This window comes from Thalassotalea sp. HSM 43 (genome assembly GCF_004752005.1).
Lineage (GTDB): Bacteria > Pseudomonadota > Gammaproteobacteria > Enterobacterales > Alteromonadaceae > Thalassotalea_A.
The window spans coordinates 1993018-2012828 of sequence record NZ_CP038493.1 but is presented as its reverse complement, the minus strand read 5'-3'; the positions used below and the strand labels follow the sequence as shown (position 1 = coordinate 2012828).

Annotated in this window: 13 protein-coding genes, 2 tRNA genes and 3 rRNA genes; 6 read left to right on the top strand and 12 right to left on the bottom strand. The window is 43.9% G+C overall.

The features are described from left to right. Nucleotides 1-24: 24 nt before the first annotated feature. Together E2K93_RS08620 and E2K93_RS08615 are read left to right on the top strand one after the other, a co-directional pair. Nucleotides 25-1599 carry a polysaccharide lyase family 7 protein gene (locus E2K93_RS08620; RefSeq protein WP_189637728.1) on the top strand — a complete coding sequence of 525 codons (1575 nt, stop codon included), beginning with the start codon at nucleotides 25-27 and terminating at the stop codon, nucleotides 1597-1599. A 46-nt stretch (nucleotides 1600-1645) separates the two neighbouring features. Continuing rightward, nucleotides 1646-2707, top strand: a complete 1062-nt coding sequence (locus tag E2K93_RS08615) for a polysaccharide lyase family 7 protein (protein ID WP_135438710.1) — start codon at nucleotides 1646-1648, stop codon at nucleotides 2705-2707. A gap of 1234 nt (nucleotides 2708-3941) precedes the next feature. Here E2K93_RS08615 and rrf read toward each other — a convergent pair. The 6 genes from rrf to E2K93_RS08585 all read right to left on the bottom strand — a co-directional run bounded on the left by rrf (nucleotide 3942) and on the right by E2K93_RS08585 (nucleotide 11036). Continuing rightward, nucleotides 3942-4056, bottom strand: a 5S ribosomal RNA gene (gene rrf, locus E2K93_RS08610). A gap of 155 nt (nucleotides 4057-4211) precedes the next feature. After that, nucleotides 4212-7098 (bottom strand): 23S ribosomal RNA (locus E2K93_RS08605). A 394-nt stretch (nucleotides 7099-7492) separates the two neighbouring features. Beyond that, a tRNA-Ala gene (locus E2K93_RS08600) sits at nucleotides 7493-7568 on the bottom strand. Nucleotides 7569-7693: 125 nt separating this feature from the next. Beyond that, nucleotides 7694-7770 (bottom strand) — tRNA-Ile (locus tag E2K93_RS08595). A 124-nt stretch (nucleotides 7771-7894) separates the two neighbouring features. Beyond that, nucleotides 7895-9436: ribosomal RNA gene (locus E2K93_RS08590) — 16S ribosomal RNA — on the bottom strand. The 16S, 23S and 5S rRNA genes sit together here with 2 tRNA genes alongside, the layout of an rRNA operon. 865 nt (nucleotides 9437-10301) lie before the next feature. Continuing rightward, nucleotides 10302-11036, bottom strand: coding sequence for a hypothetical protein (locus E2K93_RS08585; protein WP_135438709.1), 735 nt, complete (start codon nucleotides 11034-11036; stop codon nucleotides 10302-10304). Between the two features lie 128 nt (nucleotides 11037-11164). Here E2K93_RS08585 and E2K93_RS08580 point away from each other — a divergent pair, with 128 nt between their 5' ends. Next, the gene (locus E2K93_RS08580; protein WP_135438708.1) at nucleotides 11165-11716 is read left to right on the top strand and encodes a gamma carbonic anhydrase family protein; all 552 of its coding nucleotides are present in this window, start codon (nucleotides 11165-11167) and stop codon (nucleotides 11714-11716) included. Nucleotides 11717-11755: 39 nt separating this feature from the next. Here the strand turns inward: E2K93_RS08580 and E2K93_RS08575 are convergent, their stop codons facing one another. The 3 genes from E2K93_RS08575 to E2K93_RS08565 all read right to left on the bottom strand — a co-directional run bounded on the left by E2K93_RS08575 (nucleotide 11756) and on the right by E2K93_RS08565 (nucleotide 13618). After that, nucleotides 11756-11977: a hypothetical protein gene (locus E2K93_RS08575; protein WP_135438707.1), complete on the bottom strand. Its 222-nt coding sequence runs from the start codon at nucleotides 11975-11977 to the stop codon at nucleotides 11756-11758. Then, entirely contained in the window at nucleotides 11977-12792 is an 816-nt protein-coding gene (gene aroE / locus E2K93_RS08570; protein ID WP_135438706.1) for a shikimate dehydrogenase, read from the bottom strand. Before aroE ends, E2K93_RS08575 begins: the two co-directional genes overlap by 1 nt. A gap of 121 nt (nucleotides 12793-12913) precedes the next feature. After that, nucleotides 12914-13618: an OmpW/AlkL family protein gene (locus E2K93_RS08565; protein ID WP_135438705.1), complete on the bottom strand. Its 705-nt coding sequence runs from the start codon at nucleotides 13616-13618 to the stop codon at nucleotides 12914-12916. Nucleotides 13619-13744: 126 nt separating this feature from the next. Here E2K93_RS08565 and E2K93_RS08560 point away from each other — a divergent pair, with 126 nt between their 5' ends. Further along, nucleotides 13745-15589, top strand: coding sequence for a DUF3413 domain-containing protein (locus E2K93_RS08560; protein ID WP_135438704.1), 1845 nt, complete (start codon nucleotides 13745-13747; stop codon nucleotides 15587-15589). Between the two features lie 61 nt (nucleotides 15590-15650). Here E2K93_RS08560 and E2K93_RS08555 read toward each other — a convergent pair whose 3' ends face one another. The 3 genes from E2K93_RS08555 to E2K93_RS08545 form a co-directional block, all read right to left on the bottom strand. After that, nucleotides 15651-16283, bottom strand: coding sequence for an outer membrane beta-barrel protein (locus tag E2K93_RS08555; RefSeq protein ID WP_189637895.1), 633 nt, complete (start codon nucleotides 16281-16283; stop codon nucleotides 15651-15653). Between the two features lie 120 nt (nucleotides 16284-16403). After that, a complete protein-coding gene (gene hemF / locus E2K93_RS08550) occupies nucleotides 16404-17321 on the bottom strand; it encodes an oxygen-dependent coproporphyrinogen oxidase (RefSeq protein ID WP_189637894.1) in 918 nt (305 codons plus the stop codon). After that, on the bottom strand, nucleotides 17318-17890 hold the full coding sequence (locus E2K93_RS08545; protein ID WP_135438701.1) for an L-threonylcarbamoyladenylate synthase: 573 nt from the start codon (nucleotides 17888-17890) through the stop codon (nucleotides 17318-17320). The genes hemF and E2K93_RS08545 overlap by 4 nt, the downstream gene beginning before the upstream one ends. A gap of 201 nt (nucleotides 17891-18091) precedes the next feature. Here E2K93_RS08545 and purE point away from each other — a divergent pair, with 201 nt between their 5' ends. Together purE and E2K93_RS08535 are read left to right on the top strand one after the other, a co-directional pair. Then, on the top strand, nucleotides 18092-18574 hold the full coding sequence (purE, locus tag E2K93_RS08540; protein ID WP_135438700.1) for a 5-(carboxyamino)imidazole ribonucleotide mutase: 483 nt from the start codon (nucleotides 18092-18094) through the stop codon (nucleotides 18572-18574). A 6-nt stretch (nucleotides 18575-18580) separates the two neighbouring features. Beyond that, nucleotides 18581-19738, top strand: a complete 1158-nt coding sequence (locus tag E2K93_RS08535; protein ID WP_135438699.1) for a 5-(carboxyamino)imidazole ribonucleotide synthase — start codon at nucleotides 18581-18583, stop codon at nucleotides 19736-19738. Nucleotides 19739-19811: the final 73 nt, after the last annotated feature.

Below are 19811 nucleotides of genomic sequence, written 5' to 3'. Positions count from 1 at the left end.
CAATACATTAAGGACATAACCAACATGATTCGGGCAGGTTACCTCGCTATCGCAATAATCAGTTTAACTGGTTGCGGTTCAGGTTCTTCTAGTAGTTCTAGCGACAAACAAAACAAAAATATCAACTATGCTGCCGATATTGGTGGTGTGTTATCTGCGACGATAAGTGAAGATGACTCAGCCGCTATCAATGGCAAACTTACCATTACAGACCCAAACAGTAATGAGAGTAGCTTTCGAGAGATTACCGACTTAAATAGCCAATATGGTATTTTTAGTTTAGATAGCGATGGCACCTGGACATATCAATTGCACAGCGATGATGCTCAGGTGCAATCATTACAACAAGATCAGCAGCTAACCGACGACATCAGCATAGAATCAGCGGATCAAACAGCTGCGACAATCAGCATTACCATTTTAGGTCAAAACGACAGCCCGACATTCAGCAGCGGCGACAATGTCGATTTTGCAGCGATTGATGTCAATGAGGCAAACCAAGCTAGCGGTCAAATCATAGTCACCGACATAGACACCAACGAAAGCCAGTTTATCGCGCAACAGCAAATAGCGGGTAACTATGGCTGGTTTAGTATAAGCAGTAACGGTGATTGGCAATACCAACTCGATGAAAACAACGCGACGATTAAAACCTTGAGCCATCCGCAAGCTATTGATGAAGCATTTACCATACAGTCAGTAGACAATAGCGAACATCAAATAAGCATCAATATATTCAATAGTGTTACTCGAACTGACCTAGGTACCCATGAGCTTGGTATCGAGCTTAACGATTGGTATTTAAGTGTACCAACCGATACAGACAATAATGGCCGCTCTGACTCAATCAGTGAAAACCAGTTAGCCAATGGCTATAGTGACGAATTCTTTTATGTATCTGAAGACAATGGCTTGGTATTTCGCTGCCCAGTCGATGGCTTTAAAACCTCGACCAATACTAAATATGTGCGAGTTGAGTTACGAGAAATGCTACGTCGCGGTAACTCCGGCATTAAAACTCAAGGCGTTAATCTAAATAACTGGGTGTTTGGCTCTGCTCCAGACGAAGATATCAATGCCGCAGGCGGTGTCGATGGCGAACTTACTGCGACCCTGGCGGTCAATAGTGTTACCACTACTGGTGAAAGCTACCAAATTGGCCGTGCCGTCATAGGTCAAATCCACGCCAATGATGATGAACCGATTCGGTTGTATTATCGAAAACTACCTAATAACAGTAAAGGGTCGGTTTATTTTGCTCATGAGCCAATTGGTGAAGACGACGATTATTATGAACTTATCGGTAGCCGTGATAATGATGCCGCCGATCCTGTCGATGGCATAGCACTTGATGAAAAGTTCACTTACGTGATTAAAACAGAAGGCAACCAATTAACCGCGACAATTAAACGTGATAACAAGCCGGATGTTAGCACCAGTATTGATATGAGCGGCAGTGGTTATGATCAAGGTGGTCAATACATGTATTTTAAAGCCGGTGTATACAATGGCAATAACTCCGCTGATAGCAGTGAATACACCCAAGCGACTTTTTATGAACTACGCAATAGCCATACAGGCTATGCCTATAGTGAATGATACTCAGCCAGTAGATACTAAAAATTATAAATATAAGAGGATAGATATGAAGCGTTTCACAAAGCCATTTAGCGGTTTAGCTGCATTGGCAATGACGATGATGCCAGCATATGCAGCAAGCGACATGGTTCCAGGCGAAAAGTTTGCCTTACAACAATGGAAAATCACCCTGCCGATAGACCAAGACGGTAACGGTAAAGTAGATGAGGTTGATACCAGCTATTTGAAAAACTATCAGCATGAAGACTTTTTCTACCTAGACGAGCAACAGCATATGGTGTTTGTCGCACCTAATAAAGGCCTAACAACGCAAGCGTCATCAAATACACGTAGTGAATTAAGACAAATGATACGTGGCTACAATACCAAAATAGGCACTAAGGATCGTGGCAATAACTTTGCGTTGAAGGCGCATAGACGAGCGAAGAAATTTGGCTCTGTCGGTGGCCAATTACAAGCGGTATTGAAAGTAGACCATGTTGCCCTAAATGCAGGGCACCCGGATAAAAAACCCGCCTATTCTGTTGTTGTTGGCCAAATTCACGCCGGTAAAGACCAAGACCTAATTGATAAAGGCGATGGTTTTGGCTGGGGTAATGAGCCAATTAAGATCTATTATAAAAAGCTTCCAGGTCATGAGAAAGGCTCAGTATTTTGGACCTATGAGCGCAACCTTGCGAAGGATGATCCAAACAGAACAGATATTGCCTTCCCTGTATGGGGTAATACTTGGGAAAACCTAGACGATCCAGGTAAAGAAGGTATCGCATTAGGTGAATACTTTAGCTATGCCATTCTTGTTCACGAAAATACCATGTATGTGAAGTTTATTGCCCAAGATCATCCTGAAGTGGTGTATCAGGTCGATTTGTCTAATAACATAGACCCTAATGGTAAAGAAGATAAACTTGATAATCCTAAAGGCTATAGTCAGGATTGGTTTTACTTCAAAGCGGGCGCTTATAACCAATGTAGTACCAAAAATGATACTTTATATTGGTATACCGCTTGTCCAGGCACAGGTAACTGGCAAGAAGATAAAGCAAACGGTGATTACACCCAAGTTAGCTTTGCTCAACTGACCGTGAAAAATATCAAGAAAAAGTAAGTTTAAATAATATTATTAAAATTTAGACAGAAAAAAAGCGAAGGTTATTAACCTTCGCTTTCGACAACTACTTTTGTCTATGTCTGGTGCATTAGTCTCCAGCCCTGACCTATCCTTGCAACGTCATCCATGTCGAGTTACGTTTCCATACATTGTTTTTTCTTTTCGGTCTTCCTGACACCTTATAGGCTTTCCGTAACAGCACACATCCTTGATAACAACTCTTCCTGAGTCGATTAATGTTCCTTTAAGCTATCCCTATAGCATCCCTACCAAAATTCCTTTGATTGATTTCTGACTAGTTACATCCTGTAACTGTTTTTAAGTTTACGTTAACATTGATTTGATACAAGCAAGTTATTGGCTAGTAAATAAGCAACCAACACACACCTTTTATAAACCACTGTTTTAATTAGTTATTTTGAAATGTAGTCGGGCATTAATAGCCAATACTCCGCTTAACAATGGACGATGTCTTACAAAGCATATGGAGATCTTCCTAATCGCTAAAACTCGAGTTATTTAGTCGGGTATTTTGTACATTAGAACAAATAAGGACTAAGAACTAAGGGCTAGGGGATATTATCAGTGAGGATAAGTTTAAATACATTAAGAACTTGCTCTCCGTCATCCCACAATGCTGTTGTGTGGGATCTTTATCAGGTTAGAGGTGTCTTGATTATCAAAGCTCGTTGTAATTCATAGTGGTGCGTTTTGTAAAACCACTTCGAGCCGACAGGAGGTTGCGGCCTTCGCCGCAATGACGTTCATGGATGTACTAATGCCGGCAGGTTCAGGATGAACGTTTTATGCCGGTGACGTGCAGGGACGGACTAATGCCGCGGGTGCATGGATGCACTGGAGCGGTGACGTGCAGGGACGCACTAATGCCGCGGGTGCATGGATGCACAGGAGCGGTGACGTGCAGGGACGCACTAATGCCGGCAGATTCAGGATGAACGTTTTATGCCGGTGACGTTGATCTGTTTTAGAAAATGTGCGCCGTCATTCCGGAATCGCCACCGGCGATGTCCGGAACCTCCTTCAGGTTCGAAGAGGTTCGCAGATATAATGACAACGGATGAACGCGGGTTACTGTTTAAAAGCACGTTATAACCTGATGGGGGTCCCGCACAAAAACACTGCGGGATGACGGTGATTTTTTCTGATAATTGTTATACGACAGAAAGCGAAAAAGCCCTTAGCTTACGCTAAGGGCTTTTTCTAAATAGGAGCCTGGCGATGACCTACTCTCACATGGGAACTCCCACACTACCATCGGCGCTACTTCGTTTCACTTCTGAGTTCGGCATGGGATCAGGTGGTTCCAAAGCGCTATTGTCGCCAGACAAAAAACGTTAAACAATTTGAAAGTGATATTAAAGTCTTACTCAATTCTTATGATGCGTGACGTGCACGGATGCACTAATGTCGAAAGTGTTCACGGATGAACGCTGTCTTTCGACGAATATGTCAAACACATACAAAACCGTTTGGGTGTTGTATGGTTAAGCCTCACGGGCAATTAGTATCAGTTAGCTCAAGGCCTCACAACCCTTACACACCTGACCTATCAACGTTGTAGTCTCCAACGACCCTTTAGGGGACTTAAAGTCCCAGTGAGAACTCATCTCAAAGCCTGCTTCCCGCTTAGATGCTTTCAGCGGTTATCAGTTCCGAACATAGCTACCGGGCAATGCCATTGGCATGACAACCCGAACACCAGAGGTTCGTCCACTCCGGTCCTCTCGTACTAGGAGCAGCCCTCTTCAATTCTCAAACGCCCACGGCAGATAGGGACCGAACTGTCTCACGACGTTCTAAACCCAGCTCGCGTACCACTTTAAATGGCGAACAGCCATACCCTTGGGACCGACTTCAGCCCCAGGATGTGATGAGCCGACATCGAGGTGCCAAACACCGCCGTCGATATGAACTCTTGGGCGGTATCAGCCTGTTATCCCCGGAGTACCTTTTATCCGTTGAGCGATGGCCCTTCCATTCAGAACCACCGGATCACTATGACCTACTTTCGTACCTGCTCGACGTGTCTGTCTCGCAGTTAAGCTGGCTTATGCCATTGCACTAACCGTATGATGTCCGACCATACTTAGCCAACCTTCGTGCTCCTCCGTTACTCTTTGGGAGGAGACCGCCCCAGTCAAACTACCCACCAGACAGTGTCCCCAAGCCCGATCAGGGCCCCAGGTTAGAACATCACGCATACAAGGGTGGTATTTCAAGATTGGCTCCACTCAAACTGGCGTCCAAGTTTCAAAGCCTCCCACCTATCCTACACATGTAGGAGCAATGTTCACTGTCAAGCTATAGTAAAGGTTCACGGGGTCTTTCCGTCTAGCCGCGGGTATACGGCATCTTAACCGCAATTTCAATTTCACTGAGTCTCGGGTGGAGACAGTGTGGCCATGATTACGCCATTCGTGCAGGTCGGAACTTACCCGACAAGGAATTTCGCTACCTTAGGACCGTTATAGTTACGGCCGCCGTTTACCGGGGCTTCGATCATGAGCTTCGCTTACGCTAACCCAATCAATTAACCTTCCGGCACCGGGCAGGCGTCACACCGTATACGTCATCTTACGATTTAGCACAGTGCTGTGTTTTTAATAAACAGTTCCAGCCACCTGGTTACTTCGACCGACCGAGGCTTAGAGAGCAAGTCTCATCACCCTAGCCGGCGTACCTTCTCCCGAAGTTACGGTACTATTTTGCCTAGTTCCTTCACCCGAGTTCTCTCAAGCGCCTTAGTATTCTCTACCTAACCACCTGTGTCGGTTTGGGGTACGGTTCCTATATATCTGATGCTTAGAAGCTTTTCCTGGAAGTATGGCATCAACAACTTCAACTCCGTAGAGTCTCGTCTCGTATCTCAGCCTTAAGGAAATCCGGATTTACCTAAATTTCCAGCCTACATACTTTCACATGGACTACCAACGCCATGCTTGCTTAGCCTGCTCCGTCCCTCCTTCGCAATATATAGAAGTACAGAAATATTAATCTGTTTCCCATCGACTACACCTTTCGGTCTCGCCTTAGGGGCCGACTTACCCTGCCCTGATTAACATGGGACAGGAAACCTTGGTCTTTCGGCGGGGGAGTTTTTCACTCCCCTTATCGTTACTCATGTCAGCATTCGCACTTCTGATACCTCCAGCATGCTTTACAACACACCTTCAACGGCTTACAGAACGCTCCCCTACCACTTGAACTTACGTTCAAATCCGCAGCTTCGGTGCTATGTTTAGCCCCGTTACATCTTCCGCGCAGACCGACTCGACTAGTGAGCTATTACGCTTTCTTTAAAGGGTGGCTGCTTCTAAGCCAACCTCCTAGCTGTCTGGGCCTTTCCACATCGTTTCCCACTTAACATAGACTTTGGGACCTTAGCTGGCGGTCTGGGTTGTTTCCCTTTCCACTTAGGACGTTAGCACCCTAAGTGTGTCTCCCGGATAGCACTCATTGGTATTCGGAGTTTGCAAAGGGTTGGTAAGTCGGGATGACCCCCTAGCCTTAACAGTGCTCTACCCCCAATGGTGTTCGTCCGAGGCTCTACCTAAATAGATTTCGGGGAGAACCAGCTATCTCCCGGCTTGATTAGCCTTTCACTCCGACCCACAGGTCATCACCGCATTTTTCAACATACGTGTGTTCGGTCCTCCAGTTGATGTTACTCAACCTTCAACCTGCCCATGGGTAGATCGCCGGGTTTCGGGTCTATGCCCTGCAACTAAACGCGCAGTTAACACTCGCTTTCGCTACGGCTCCCCTAATCGGTTAACCTTGCTACAGAACATAAGTCGCTGACCCATTATACAAAAGGTACGCAGTCACCCCGAAGGGCTTCCACTGCTTGTACGTATGCGGTTTCAGGTTCTATTTCACTCCCCTCACAGGGGTTCTTTTCGCCTTTCCCTCACGGTACTGGTTCACTATCGGTCAGTTAGGAGTATTTAGCCTTGGAGGATGGTCCCCCCATATTCAGACAGAATTTCACGTGTTCCGTCCTACTCGATTTCACGGTAAGTTTATTTTCATGTACGGGGCTATCACCCTGTATCGCTGCCCTTTCCAGAGCATTCCACTAACTTACAAACCGCTTAAGGGCTAATTCCCGTTCGCTCGCCGCTACTAAGGAAATCTCGGTTGATTTCTTTTCCTCGGGGTACTTAGATGTTTCAGTTCTCCCGGTTCGCCTCGTTAAGCTATGTATTCACTTAACGATACCCGCCTTACGACGGGTGGGTTTCCCCATTCGGACATCCCAGCCTATAACGCCTTTTATCGGCTTAACTGGGCTTTTCGCAGATTAACACGTCCTTCATCGCCTCTAACTGCCAAGGCATCCACCACATACGCTTAGTCACTTAACCATACAACCCCAAAAAGTTTCGAGTGCCTTGGTGACAAAACCAAGACCAAATGTATGTCTGACATTTTCACGCATTCAATAAGAATGTTGATAACTTACGTTATCAAACTCAAATGTTGCCATTTGAGCCTTGAGTAAGAACAACTAACACAACGAATAGTGTTAGTTATAATTTGAAACGCTTTAACACGTTTCGGTTGATAAACAACAAGTTGTTTATCGTGGTAACTTATTCAGCGCTTACGATTGGAGGTCGCAAGCATAAGTTACCGGGTTTAATATCAGCTTTCCAAATTGTTAAAGAAGTACATTAATGCGCTCATTCGGCACTAAAGTGAGTTAAAAAACTCAAACATAAACGTTATCGCTTATGTTTGAGTTTTCATGAGAGAAAATGGTGGAGCTAAGCAGGATCGAACTGCTGACCTCCTGCGTGCAAGGCAGGCGCTCTCCCAGCTGAGCTATAGCCCCATATATTTACACATATGGTGTAGGTCTTACTTAAGTAAGCATTTTTGTATTTTAACAAGGCATTTTATTATGATGTTTAGTTTACCTAAATGAATAATAAAATAACGACGTAAAAACCAAAAAATTGGTAGGTCTGAGTAGACTTGAACTACCGACCTCACCCTTATCAGGGGTGCGCTCTAACCAGCTGAGCTACAGACCTACTGGATTTCTCTCACGTTTGTTATCAATGCAATTTGTGTGAACACTCGACGACCTACAAGGATGTAGGAAGTGTCGAAAGATTGTAAGGAACAATCTCGACCAAGTAAGCGTTTTACTTAAGGTAAGGAGGTGATCCAACCCCAGGTTCCCCTAGGGTTACCTTGTTACGACTTCACCCCAGTCATGAATCACAAAGTGGTAACCGCTCTCCCGAAGGTTAAGCTAGCTACTTCTTTTGCAACCCACTCCCATGGTGTGACGGGCGGTGTGTACAAGGCCCGGGAACGTATTCACCGTGGCATTCTGATCCACGATTACTAGCGATTCCGACTTCACGGAGTCGAGTTGCAGACTCCGATCCGGACTACGACAAACTTTGTGGGATTCGCTCCACCTCGCGGTCTTGCTGCCCTCTGTATCTGCCATTGTAGCACGTGTGTAGCCCATCCCGTAAGGGCCATGATGACTTGACGTCGTCCCCACCTTCCTCCGGTTTATCACCGGCAGTCTCCTTAGAGTTCCCGCCCGAAGCGCTGGCAAATAAGGATAGGGGTTGCGCTCGTTGCGGGACTTAACCCAACATTTCACAACACGAGCTGACGACAGCCATGCAGCACCTGTCTCAGAGTTCCCGAAGGCACCAAACTATCTCTAGTAAGTTCTCTGGATGTCAAGGGATGGTAAGGTTCTTCGCGTTGCATCGAATTAAACCACATGCTCCACCGCTTGTGCGGGCCCCCGTCAATTCATTTGAGTTTTAACCTTGCGGCCGTACTCCCCAGGCGGTCAACTTAGCGCGTTAGCTACGCTACCCACAGATCAAGTCTACAGACAGCTAGTTGACATCGTTTACGGCGTGGACTACCAGGGTATCTAATCCTGTTTGCTCCCCACGCTTTCGTGCCTCAGCGTCAGTATTTGTCCAGGTGGCCGCCTTCGCCACTGATGTTCCTTCCAATCTCTACGCATTTCACCGCTACACTGGAAATTCCACCACCCTCTACAATACTCTAGCCTGCCAGTTCGAAATGCAGTTCCAAGGTTGAGCCCTGGGCTTTCACATCTCGCTTAACAAACCGCCTACGCACGCTTTACGCCCAGTAATTCCGATTAACGCTCGCACCCTCCGTATTACCGCGGCTGCTGGCACGGAGTTAGCCGGTGCTTCTTCTGTCGCTAACGTCACAGTAAGCAGTTATTAACTACTTACCTTTCCTCACGACTGAAAGTGCTTTACAACCCGAAGGCCTTCTTCACACACGCGGCATGGCTGCATCAGGGTTTCCCCCATTGTGCAATATTCCCCACTGCTGCCTCCCGTAGGAGTCTGGGCCGTGTCTCAGTCCCAGTGTGGCTGATCATCCTCTCAAACCAGCTAGAGATCGTCGTCTTGGTAGGCCATTACCCCACCAACTAACTAATCTCACTTGGGCTAATCTAAAGGCGAAAGGTCCGAAGATCCCCTCCTTTGGTCCGTAGACATTATGCGGTATTAGCAGTCGTTTCCAACTGTTGTCCCCCACCTCAAGGCATATTCCCAAGCATTACTCACCCGTCCGCCGCTCGACGCCAGAGTAGCAAGCTACTCTTCGTTTCCGCTCGACTTGCATGTGTTAAGCCTGCCGCCAGCGTTCAATCTGAGCCATGATCAAACTCTTCAATTAAAAAGTTGTTTGAATCCTCTCTATAAAAAGAGAAGGTTCGACTCAATGAATTCTGTTGCTGTTTCTCTTACGAAAAACATTTTTGACATAAATTGTCGTTTGCATGAGAACTCATCAAGTAAAGTCTAATAAAAGACTTAATGGTAAAACCATCTTATCTTGTGAGTGCTCACACAAATTGCATGATAACTAATTGTTAAAGAACCGATTCTTGTCGAATCGAGCCAATCAATCGCATTCGTTGTTGACGTTGCTTTCCGTTGAAAGCGGATGCGCATTTTACGCATCTGAGTTTTGATGTCAACACTTATTTGAAATTTATTTTCAAAAGTTTTGTTGGCCGTTTAGAGAAACAATCGCTTATCTAAACTTATCAAAACACCCCGTTGGCCTTTGCCGTTGAAGTGGATGCGCATTTTAGGGATTTTTCAGATAAGGTCAACAGTTTTTTTGAAATAATCTAAAATTAATGTTTGATCGTCTACATTCTGTACAGATAGCTATATTATTGACCTTTTGGGTAATGTATTGATAAGAATTGTTAAAGTTTTGGTTACAAAATCAAGATTCGTTGAACATACATTTATACTTATATAATGCGTATAAACTATCTAATAAAAGAGAATAGACTGAGCTTTAGGCATTATTATTTAATAAAAACTACATAAAAGCCGATATTATGACGAATTCTAAATTTAACCCTTATCAAGATATCTTCAGCAAACCACGAAATACCTATAAATAATTAGTGCGCCGTGATCAGGGTTTTAAAATAACAGAGAACGTATTACTCGGTATTGAAGAAGAGCACTATTAATTCGCTCTATGGTTTAGCTTATCTATATGGTAGTAGTACAAACTTTGGCTAAAGCTGGTAACGGTAATGAATTGCCACTATATGGCTAAAACCTCGATCCCTGCCGTTATAGTCACTTTCATTAAATATTTTCGCAACTTTAAACGCTCGATAGCCTAGACTGAATTTTTCAGAAAGCATGTAACGCACATAAAAATTAACCTCTAAGTTTTTAATCACAGGCTTCTTACCTTTTAAGCCATGACATTTGATTGCCGAACAGTTTTGGTATTTTTGAAATTTAACACCGGTTCCGATTTTTATTTTGCGATTTAACTGATGCGCAACAACACCACCGAGCTCATATCCATCGTTATAGTTGGTATTCTCCCATGCATAAAAATTTTCATCGTCATTTGCGACTATGAAAGATGCTTCTGCGAAAAATGTAAAATCATCAATCGGTGAAAACTTTTTGCCTACTCCTAATTTATAAAGGTCATTTTTAGTACCAGTTTCTCCTGGTACACTATGTTCTGTAGATTCAAATATCGCCGCATTAGCGATCACATAATCTATAAACCCCCAATCAAGGGGGTAAATGATAGCAATACCGACACCATCAACTTCACAATCAGCAACATTCGTTGTCCAACATAAATCTTGCTTAACATAGCCCACAGCAAATTCAATCGCCTTTCCTGGCTCTTCGTTATCAGAGCTTGATGCAAAACTTGGGCATACGGAGCATACCAATAGCAAGGTTATAGTTAAGGTCTTAACTAGCTTATTCCTACCAAACATAGATATAACTTCCGATGTGATTTAAATGGATAGCTAATATTCTAGTTCAAGAACTATAAACCTATTCATAAATAGAAATTTATTTATAATATGAGCAACTTTACTTATTAAAAAGCCAATAGAAGATAATGAAATATCCTCAAAATACGGTACGTTCATATAAAGGAATAACACCTAAACTAGGTCAAAATTGCTATATTGACGAATCAAGTGTGGTCATCGGCGATGTGGTACTTGCTGATGATGTCAGTATTTGGCCCTTGGTTGTAATCCGTGGCGATGTAAATCACATTCGTATCGGTAACAGCAGTAATATTCAAGATGGCAGTGTGTTGCATGTCACCCGTAAAACCAGCAACTACCCTGACGGTTACCCATTACTCATTGGCGAACAAGTAACTGTGGGTCATAAAGTCATGCTGCATGGCTGTACCTTGGGTAATAGAATACTTGTCGGTATGGGCGCAATTGTTATGGATGGTGCTGTGGTTGAGGATGATGTGATTATCGGCGCCGGTTCTTTGGTTGCCCCGAACAAAGTATTGCAAAGTGGCTATTTATACGTTGGTAATCCAGCCAAGCAAAAACGACCGTTAACGCAACAAGAAATGCAATTTCTAAAAAGCACCAATGCCAATTATGTCAAACTGAAGAACGAATACCTCGAACAACAAGGCTAGCTTGATAAGGTTATTAATAAAACGAGCCCAAGCTATTACTTATATTGTCAGCCGGATGATATTGTCTTCATCCGGTTCTTCATCTTCAAGATAGTCTTCAATCAGCTCTTCTAGCTCAAACTTCAAAGCATCGGTGATGTCACGTTTAGGGGCTTGTATATATATAGTAATGCGAGCACCGCTGAGCATACCGGTAAAACACCAACAACTTTGAGCATCAATATATTGAAAATCATCATTAAACAATATGGCTTGGTTCATTAGCCTTCCTTAAACTGCTGACGCAATAAAGCCAAAACAGGCGCGACATCAGGTTTTACACCATGCCATATAGCAAAGCTTTGTGCGGCTTGGCCAACCAACATACCCAAACCATCAATGATCTGCCTAGCCCCTTGTTGTTGGCACCATTTTAGAAAAGCAGTTAGCTCTGCACCATAGACCATGTCATAACATACCGCATCGACAACCGCGCTACTGGCTAAGTCTGGTAATGTTGCTGACAAGCTTGCAGACGTTGCGTTAATGATGACATCAAAGCGCTTGGATTGGGTTTGCGAATAATCAATGGCTGTCAGTTTGTCATGTTGGAAATGATCGACCAGCAGTTGAGCCTTGCTTAAGGTGCGATTAACGATAGCCAGGCTATCTGGGTTTTGTGCTAACAGAGGTGAAATGACCCCACGACTTGCGCCACCTGCCCCCATAAGTAATATGCGTGCGCCGGTTAGGGTGACATTGTGAGCAAGCAAGTCATCGACCAAGCCTCGACCATCGGTATTGTCACCCAAGATGCCACCATCGGTAAATGATAAAGTATTTACTGCGCCAGCCGCTTGTGCATCAACGGACAACTGATCACACATTTGCATCGCTTGCTCTTTAAACGGTGCCGTCACATTGGCACCTTTGCCGCCATGAGCTATAAAGGTGTTCACATCAGCGACGAATGTATCGGGCTCACTCAGCTGCTTTTGATAGTCAATGCGCTGGTCACAGGTTGACGCAAATTGTTGATGAATGATGGGTGATTTCGATTGCTCGATCGGATTGCCGAAAACCAGGTATTTGTCCATAACGGCCACAGATTAACTTTAGATGCTTCAAGAGTAATAAATTCACCAGACAAAATAAAGCGGCTATAGGGAAAACCTATAACCGCTTGTTATATATGCGTGCTGTCTGTCTAACCTTTGATTAGAACTTGTAACCCAACATTAGTGAGTAAACCATAGGATCTACATCGACTTCGGCAGAACCTTTAATGTCATCACCGATTTTAAAATCTGCGTCCGTGTTAATATCGATATAACGTACAGAAGCATTAACATGCCACTTGTCGCTTAGCTGATAATCGGCACCAACTTGCACAGCCCAACCAAAAGATGCATCAAGTTCTAAGTCATTAAAGCCTAAAGATTTTGGCGCGGATTTAAACTCTTCATCAAAGAAAACAGTGTAGTTTAAGCCGGCACCAACGTACGGCATAAAATTAGAACCCGTATCAAAATAGTAAATAGCGCTCACTGTCGGTGGCAAGTGAGACACTTCGCCCAGTGTAGTGCCATCAACATTAACGCCAAACAAACCTTCAGAAATACCTTCTGGATCGTGAATATTTACGTCATGCTTAAATGGTGTTGCGGCTAGCACTTCAACCGCCCAATTGCTTGAGAAGAAATATACAAAGTTTAAACCCAGCTGTGTATTGTCATCCACAGACACGGATAGAGGCGTGTCACCACCAAGAGCTGGTACATTGACGCCGGCTTTACCACTATCCGGGTCCACCATAGTGGCACCACCACGAATAACAAAATCACCTGCCTGATATGACGCTGCTGTCGCTACTGAGCTAATAAATAATGACGCAAGAGCTAAACTAATTACTTTCTTTTTCATGGCCTTTGCCTTTTATATACTGTAAAAAACTGTCGCAAAGTGTAACTATGTCTAATCTTTTATTTTTTGATTTAAAACAAATTTTGTTAGATCATTAACAAAAAGTTTAACTTTAGATGGAATTTTATGAGTTTAGCAGACAAAAATGCGGTTGCTAGCTGGTTGAACCGTTACCTTTTATGTAATTTTGTATTGGTATTGTTAATTTCATTACGATACCTGAGCCCGAATCCCTGGCCGCAGGACCTGTTGTCTTGGTTGTTTTTATTGAGCTACGGTGTCGCCCAATTAGGCTTTCTTACGCTACTACTTACGGCTTGTTTGCATCTACTAAACAAGTTAATTGGCTCAGCAATAATCATTCGCAGCCTCGCCATTATTACCGTATCGCTGGGTTTATCCTTGTTACTCGCCGATACCTTTGTTTATCAGCAATATCGCTTCCATTTCAATGCCATAGTCTTTGAACTTCTAGTGGAAGGTGGCACAGAAATATTTAGCTTTAGTTGGCAACTATGGACCATGATAGTGCTTATTATTGTCGCCTTTTTTGCAGCACAATGGGGATTATCAGAGGCGTTATGGCGTAAGTTTAACGACAAGCCATTAGCACTAATGCCTTATGTAAAGTATTGGGCGCTGTTTATGTTGGTCGGTCATGGTATACACACCTGGGCCGATGCGATGTTTAAGAAAGAAATTACCTCGCAAGCACGCTACTTGCCACTGTCTTATCCATTAACCGCAAAAAGCTTTATGGCCAAATTTGGGGTGATGAACATTGAAGCGCAAAAGCAACAAGCGCTGTTAAAACAGAAAAAAGTTAAATCATCAATCAACTACCCACTGCAACCAATGCAGTGCCAAACACCAGAAAACACGCCGAATATTTTATTGATCGTTCTCGATTCTTGGCGAGCAGATATGATGGATGCCGACATGACACCGAATATGTTCGCGTTAGGTGAACAAAGCGACGTGTTTAACGCCCACCATAGTGGCTCTAATAATACCCGGCATGGCATGTTTTCATTGTTTTATGGTATTCCTGGACACTATTGGCAACCGGTATTAGATCTGCAAAAGCCACCGGTGTTGATGCAAGAACTGAAAAAACAAGATTATGAATTCGGCATCTTTGCCAGCGCTAAACTGACCAGTCCGGAATTTGATCAAACCTTATTCGCCAATGTTGATAATTTGCGTACCCATTCTACCGGCGACAAGCCTTATCAACGCGACTTAGATATCACTGAAGACTTTATTGATTGGCACAGTAAACGTGACAGCAACAAGCCTTATTTTAGCTATATGCTTTACGATGCAGCACATGGCTTTTCGATTCCTAAAGATTTCCCTCGTAAATATCAGCCATCGCTGGATGATATCAATTATATGGCATTGAACGATGACTATGATGCCGAACCGTTTTTAAACCTATATAAGAATGCCATTCACTTTATCGATATAGAATTAGGTAAAGTATTGGCACAAATTGATGAGCAGCTAGACAACACTATCGTTATTATCACCGGTGATCACGGTAAAGAATTTAACGAGAGTAAAAAAGGTTACTGGGGTCACAACAGTAACTATTCCGACTATCAAACTCGGGTACCACTGCTGATTCACTGGCCTCAACGCCAGCAAGAGATGTATGACGGCGTAACCAGTCATTACGATATCGCGCCGACCTTACTTACCGACGCGTTAGGTTGCACTAACGACAGTAAAGACTATAGCTCTGGTCAATCATTATTCAGCAAAACCGAACAGCCATGGTTGTTACTTGGCCGTGACGGTAATTACGCCATTAAAGAAAATGGTCGTATTAATGAAATGGATCGCTACGGCAACTTCACCATCTTTGATGCAACAACCTATCAAGAAATACCCAAAGGTAAAATTAACATGCAGGTGGTACTCGATGCGATGGAAGAATTAAGACGCTTTAACGCCAAAAAGAAATAAAGGCACTGAACGCAAAAGCCGGTTTATTAACCGGCTTTTTGTTGGCTAAACGGGCGCAGTGTTAAAAGTTATAACGCACGCTCAATGCATAGCGGTCGCCGTCATCATTTTCTTCCAACGATGCACCAATACTTAAATTATTTTTCAGGTGAAAAAAGCCTTGAATGCCGGTGACATTTTTATCGACGTGAACATTGGGAGAAATATAAGTCCATTGATTTGATGCGGTATTAGAAAACCGATCAAATTCTAGGTCCCGGTAGGTATAATAAAATCGCACTTCAATGTATTTGTTAAACAGGCTACGCAGGCCAATGGATGCTTGCATGCCATCAGCAGAGTCAGAGAAGCTGGATTTCTCATATTCCACATCAATCAGACCTAAGGTGCCATAAAACACATTGTCTTCAAACAATTCGTAATAATAACCAAGGTTTAATTGATACTGCTGGTATTCAGAGGCACTGGTTTCTTGTTTAAATTTATCAAACTCAGCCGTTTCGTATTGACCAGAAACAAATACATTGCTCATAAAGCTATAGGACGCCTCAATGGCGACGCCGTCCATATCGAGCTCAGAATTCTCTGATTCTCCGGCAACATATTCGAGCTGAACATAATCCCAACTGACTGGACTGGCGTTTACAATATTAATAGTGGCTAAACACAATGATATAGCGACAAAAAAACGCATAGAAAATCCTTTTACTGATAACGACAATACAAACATTAGCTGTCTTTACAACCTAAAAAAGGCTGATAATAAAGTACATTATCAGCCTCTTATAAAAATATATAGCGTTATTTCAAGCGGTTAAGTCTTGCTTAACCAATCTTGTGGCTTAAGGTAGCGCTCGTATAACAAGGCTTCGCTGCTGCCTTGCTCAGGGGTGAAATTATATTGCCAACGCGCAAGTGGTGGCATCGACATTAAAATTGATTCGGTGCGACCACCGGATTGCAAACCAAATAACGTACCACGGTCAAAAACCAAGTTGAACTCGACATAACGACCACGACGATACAGTTGAAATTGACGTTCGGCCTCACCGTATTCAGTGTCTTTGCGTTTATTGATAATCGGCACATAGGCATCAATAAAGCCTTCGCCAACGGCTTTGATGTAATTAAAACAGGTGTCAAAATCCCAGCAATTAAGGTCATCAAAAAATAAGCCACCGACACCGCGGGTTTCATTGCGATGCTTAAGAAAGAAATACTCATCGCACCATTGTTTGTGCTCATCGTAAACCTTGTCACCAAACGGTGCACATATATCGGCAGCGGTTTGATGCCAATGCACAACATCTTCTTCAAATGGATAAAATGGTGTTAAATCAAAACCACCACCAAACCACCAAACAGGCTCCTCCCCTTGTTTTTCCGCCACAAAGAAACGCACATTAGCATGTGATGTGGGAATGTATGGGTTGTTCGGATGAATGACTAGCGATACCCCGCAGGCTTTCCATGTACGGCCAGCCAATTCAGGACGATGCGCCGTAGCAGATGGTGGTAATTTATTGCCACTGACTAAGGAAAAGTTAACCCCGCCTTGTTCAATCACTGTGCCATTGGTCAAGACGCGGGTACGACCACCGCCGCCTTCTTCTCGTTGCCAGCTGTCTTCCACAAACTTACCACTACCATCGGCGTGTTCTAATGCGTCACAAATTTTGTCTTGCAGTGATTGCAAATAGCTTATGACCGTATCGATGTTTACTTGACTCATGTTCTTAATACTTCTCCGCTCAGAGCATCTATGATGGTGGAAGGCTTATCGAAGCCTAAGGTGTCACCCTTGATAATAAAATCCAATTGCGCACCAAGGTTTTGTTCTGCTTGTTGCCATGTGGTTGCAGGTTGCTGACCACTTATGTTGCAACTGGTTGATACAATTGGCTTTCCTGTCGCTTTACATAGAGCAACAACATCTTTTTGACTGGTTACCCGAACCGCTATGGTGTCAAATTTGCCACTTAAATGCTTACTAATATTGGCATTGGCAGGCATAACTTGGGTGATGCCGTCTGGCCAACGAGACAACACACTAAATCGCTTATGTTGCGGGATTTTAGCGTCATCTACATAAGGTAACAATTGTGAATAATTAGCCGCCAATAATATTAAGCCTTTTTCGATAGGACGTTGCTTTAACGCCAATAAGCGTTCAATCGCTTGATTATTGTCAGGATCACAGCCAAGACCGAATACCGCTTCGGTTGGGTAGGCTATGATGCCTCCCTCATTAAACGCGTCTACAGCATTTTCAAACATTGGATGTTCGCTGTTATTATTCATATTGATTCGTGAAAAAAGCCATAAAAATGCGCACATTATAGCCCCTTTATGGCCTTATGGCATCAGGATGTTGACGACGATTTTCGTCGCAGGTCGAACCATCTGCAAAAAAACTGGTCAATATTTGGGTATTTGCGCAAACAGGGTTATAATGCGCGCTTTATTTTTCAGCCCTTTACGACAACAAAAAGGTGTAATGCGATGACTGTGGGAATCATCATGGGGTCAAAATCAGATTGGCCAACAATGCAACATGCGGCAGAGATGCTCGACTTGTTAAACGTACCTTATGAAACAAAAGTAGTTTCTGCACACAGAACACCACACTTGCTGGCGGAATATTCTGAATCAGCAAAAGATCGTGGTATCAAAGTGATCATCGCAGGCGCAGGTGGCGCAGCTCACCTACCTGGTATGGCTGCGGCATTTACCAGCTTGCCTGTACTTGGTGTGCCAGTGCAATCCAAAGCGCTAAGTGGTCAAGACTCGTTGTTATCTATTGTGCAAATGCCAAAAGGTATCGCGGTGGGGACATTAGCCATTGGTACCGCAGGTGCTGCAAACGCAGGTTTGCTGGCTGCACAAATTCTTGGCACACATGATGAAAGCATCATGGCCAACATTGAAGCGTTCCGCAAAAAGCAAACGCAAACCATTTTGGATAATCCAAACCCGGCAGAATAAAATACGATGAACAAGGTATTGGTACTAGGCGCTGGCCAACTGGCGCGCATGATGGATTTAGCCGGTACGCCGCTAAACCTCGATGTAAAAGCTTTTGATGTGCGCAGCAATCAAGTTGTTCACCCATTAGCTAACGAGCATACGTATGGCGATCTGCAGACAGGCATTGATAACTGTGATGTGATCACGGCGGAGTTTGAACACATCGCCCACGACGTATTGGCAGTATGTGAAGCGTCTGGCAAGCTTTTACCAAGCAGTGACGCGATTAAAATTGGTGGCGACCGCCGCCTAGAAAAAGCCTTACTTGAATCTTGTCAGGTGGCCAATGCCAAACACAAAATCATCGACAGCCGTGCCGATTTTGATGCCGCTATAGCAGACTTGCAACTGCCAATCATTTTCAAAAGTGCCTTAGAAGGCTATGACGGCAAAGGCCAATGGCGCCTAAAGAGCATGGACCAAGCTGCGGCTATTTGGGCTGATATGCAGGACTTTGTCGAGCAGGCTAACACCTCAGTGCCACAAGGTATCATCGCTGAACAAATGGTACCTTTTGAGCGTGAAGTCTCTATTGTTGGTGCGCGCAGTCGTAATGGCGAAATCGCTGTATACCCGATCACGGAAAACCATCATACCAATGGTGTGCTTAGTGTTTCTTTGGCAGTAGCGAGCACCAATGCACTGCAAGAACAAGCATTAGAGGTGTTTACCAAGCTGACTGAAAAGCTGGACTACGTTGGTGTCTTAGCGATCGAATTCTTCCAAGTTGGCGAGCAATTGCTGGTCAATGAAATCGCTCCACGAGTGCACAATTCTGGTCACTGGACCCAACAAGGTAGTGATTGCTGTCAATTTGAAAATCATTTGCGTGCGACGTTAGGTTTACCACTTGGTAATACTGAGCTTATTCGCCCAACAGCGATGATCAATATTCTTGGTGAAGATTCGGTGCCAGAGCAGGTATTGAGCATTCCAGGTGTTGCTATGCATTGGTATAACAAAGGTAAACGTGCGGGTCGCAAGATGGGTCACATCAATGTATGTGCCAACAGCGAACAACAACTTGCCGAGAAGCTGCAGCTATTAGCAAACATACTTGAGCCGAGCGCCTTTGAAGATTTGCAAGACTTTGCCGATCGTTTCCAAGCCCGATTAGGCTAATCGTTATTTAGATAACGACAGTACAGATATAAAAAAGGGGCGAGTAAACTACTCTGCCCCTTTTTTATATCTG

Bases quoted from the DNA above. Each gene is read 5' to 3' on its own strand.
- E2K93_RS08620 (WP_189637728.1), top strand. From the start codon at position 25: ATGATTCGGGCAGGTTACCTCGCTATCGCAATAATCAGTTTAACTGGT.
- E2K93_RS08615 (WP_135438710.1), top strand. From the start codon at position 1,646: ATGAAGCGTTTCACAAAGCCATTTAGCGGTTTAGCTGCATTGGCAATG.
- E2K93_RS08585 (WP_135438709.1), bottom strand. From the start codon at position 11,036: ATGTTTGGTAGGAATAAGCTAGTTAAGACCTTAACTATAACCTTGCTA.
- E2K93_RS08580 (WP_135438708.1), top strand. From the start codon at position 11,165: ATGAAATATCCTCAAAATACGGTACGTTCATATAAAGGAATAACACCT.
- E2K93_RS08575 (WP_135438707.1), bottom strand. From the start codon at position 11,977: ATGAACCAAGCCATATTGTTTAATGATGATTTTCAATATATTGATGCT.
- aroE (WP_135438706.1), bottom strand. From the start codon at position 12,792: ATGGACAAATACCTGGTTTTCGGCAATCCGATCGAGCAATCGAAATCA.
- E2K93_RS08565 (WP_135438705.1), bottom strand. From the start codon at position 13,618: ATGAAAAAGAAAGTAATTAGTTTAGCTCTTGCGTCATTATTTATTAGC.
- E2K93_RS08560 (WP_135438704.1), top strand. From the start codon at position 13,745: ATGAGTTTAGCAGACAAAAATGCGGTTGCTAGCTGGTTGAACCGTTAC.
- E2K93_RS08555 (WP_189637895.1), bottom strand. From the start codon at position 16,283: ATGCGTTTTTTTGTCGCTATATCATTGTGTTTAGCCACTATTAATATT.
- hemF (WP_189637894.1), bottom strand. From the start codon at position 17,321: ATGAGTCAAGTAAACATCGATACGGTCATAAGCTATTTGCAATCACTG.
- E2K93_RS08545 (WP_135438701.1), bottom strand. From the start codon at position 17,890: ATGAATAATAACAGCGAACATCCAATGTTTGAAAATGCTGTAGACGCG.
- purE (WP_135438700.1), top strand. From the start codon at position 18,092: ATGACTGTGGGAATCATCATGGGGTCAAAATCAGATTGGCCAACAATG.
- E2K93_RS08535 (WP_135438699.1), top strand. From the start codon at position 18,581: ATGAACAAGGTATTGGTACTAGGCGCTGGCCAACTGGCGCGCATGATG.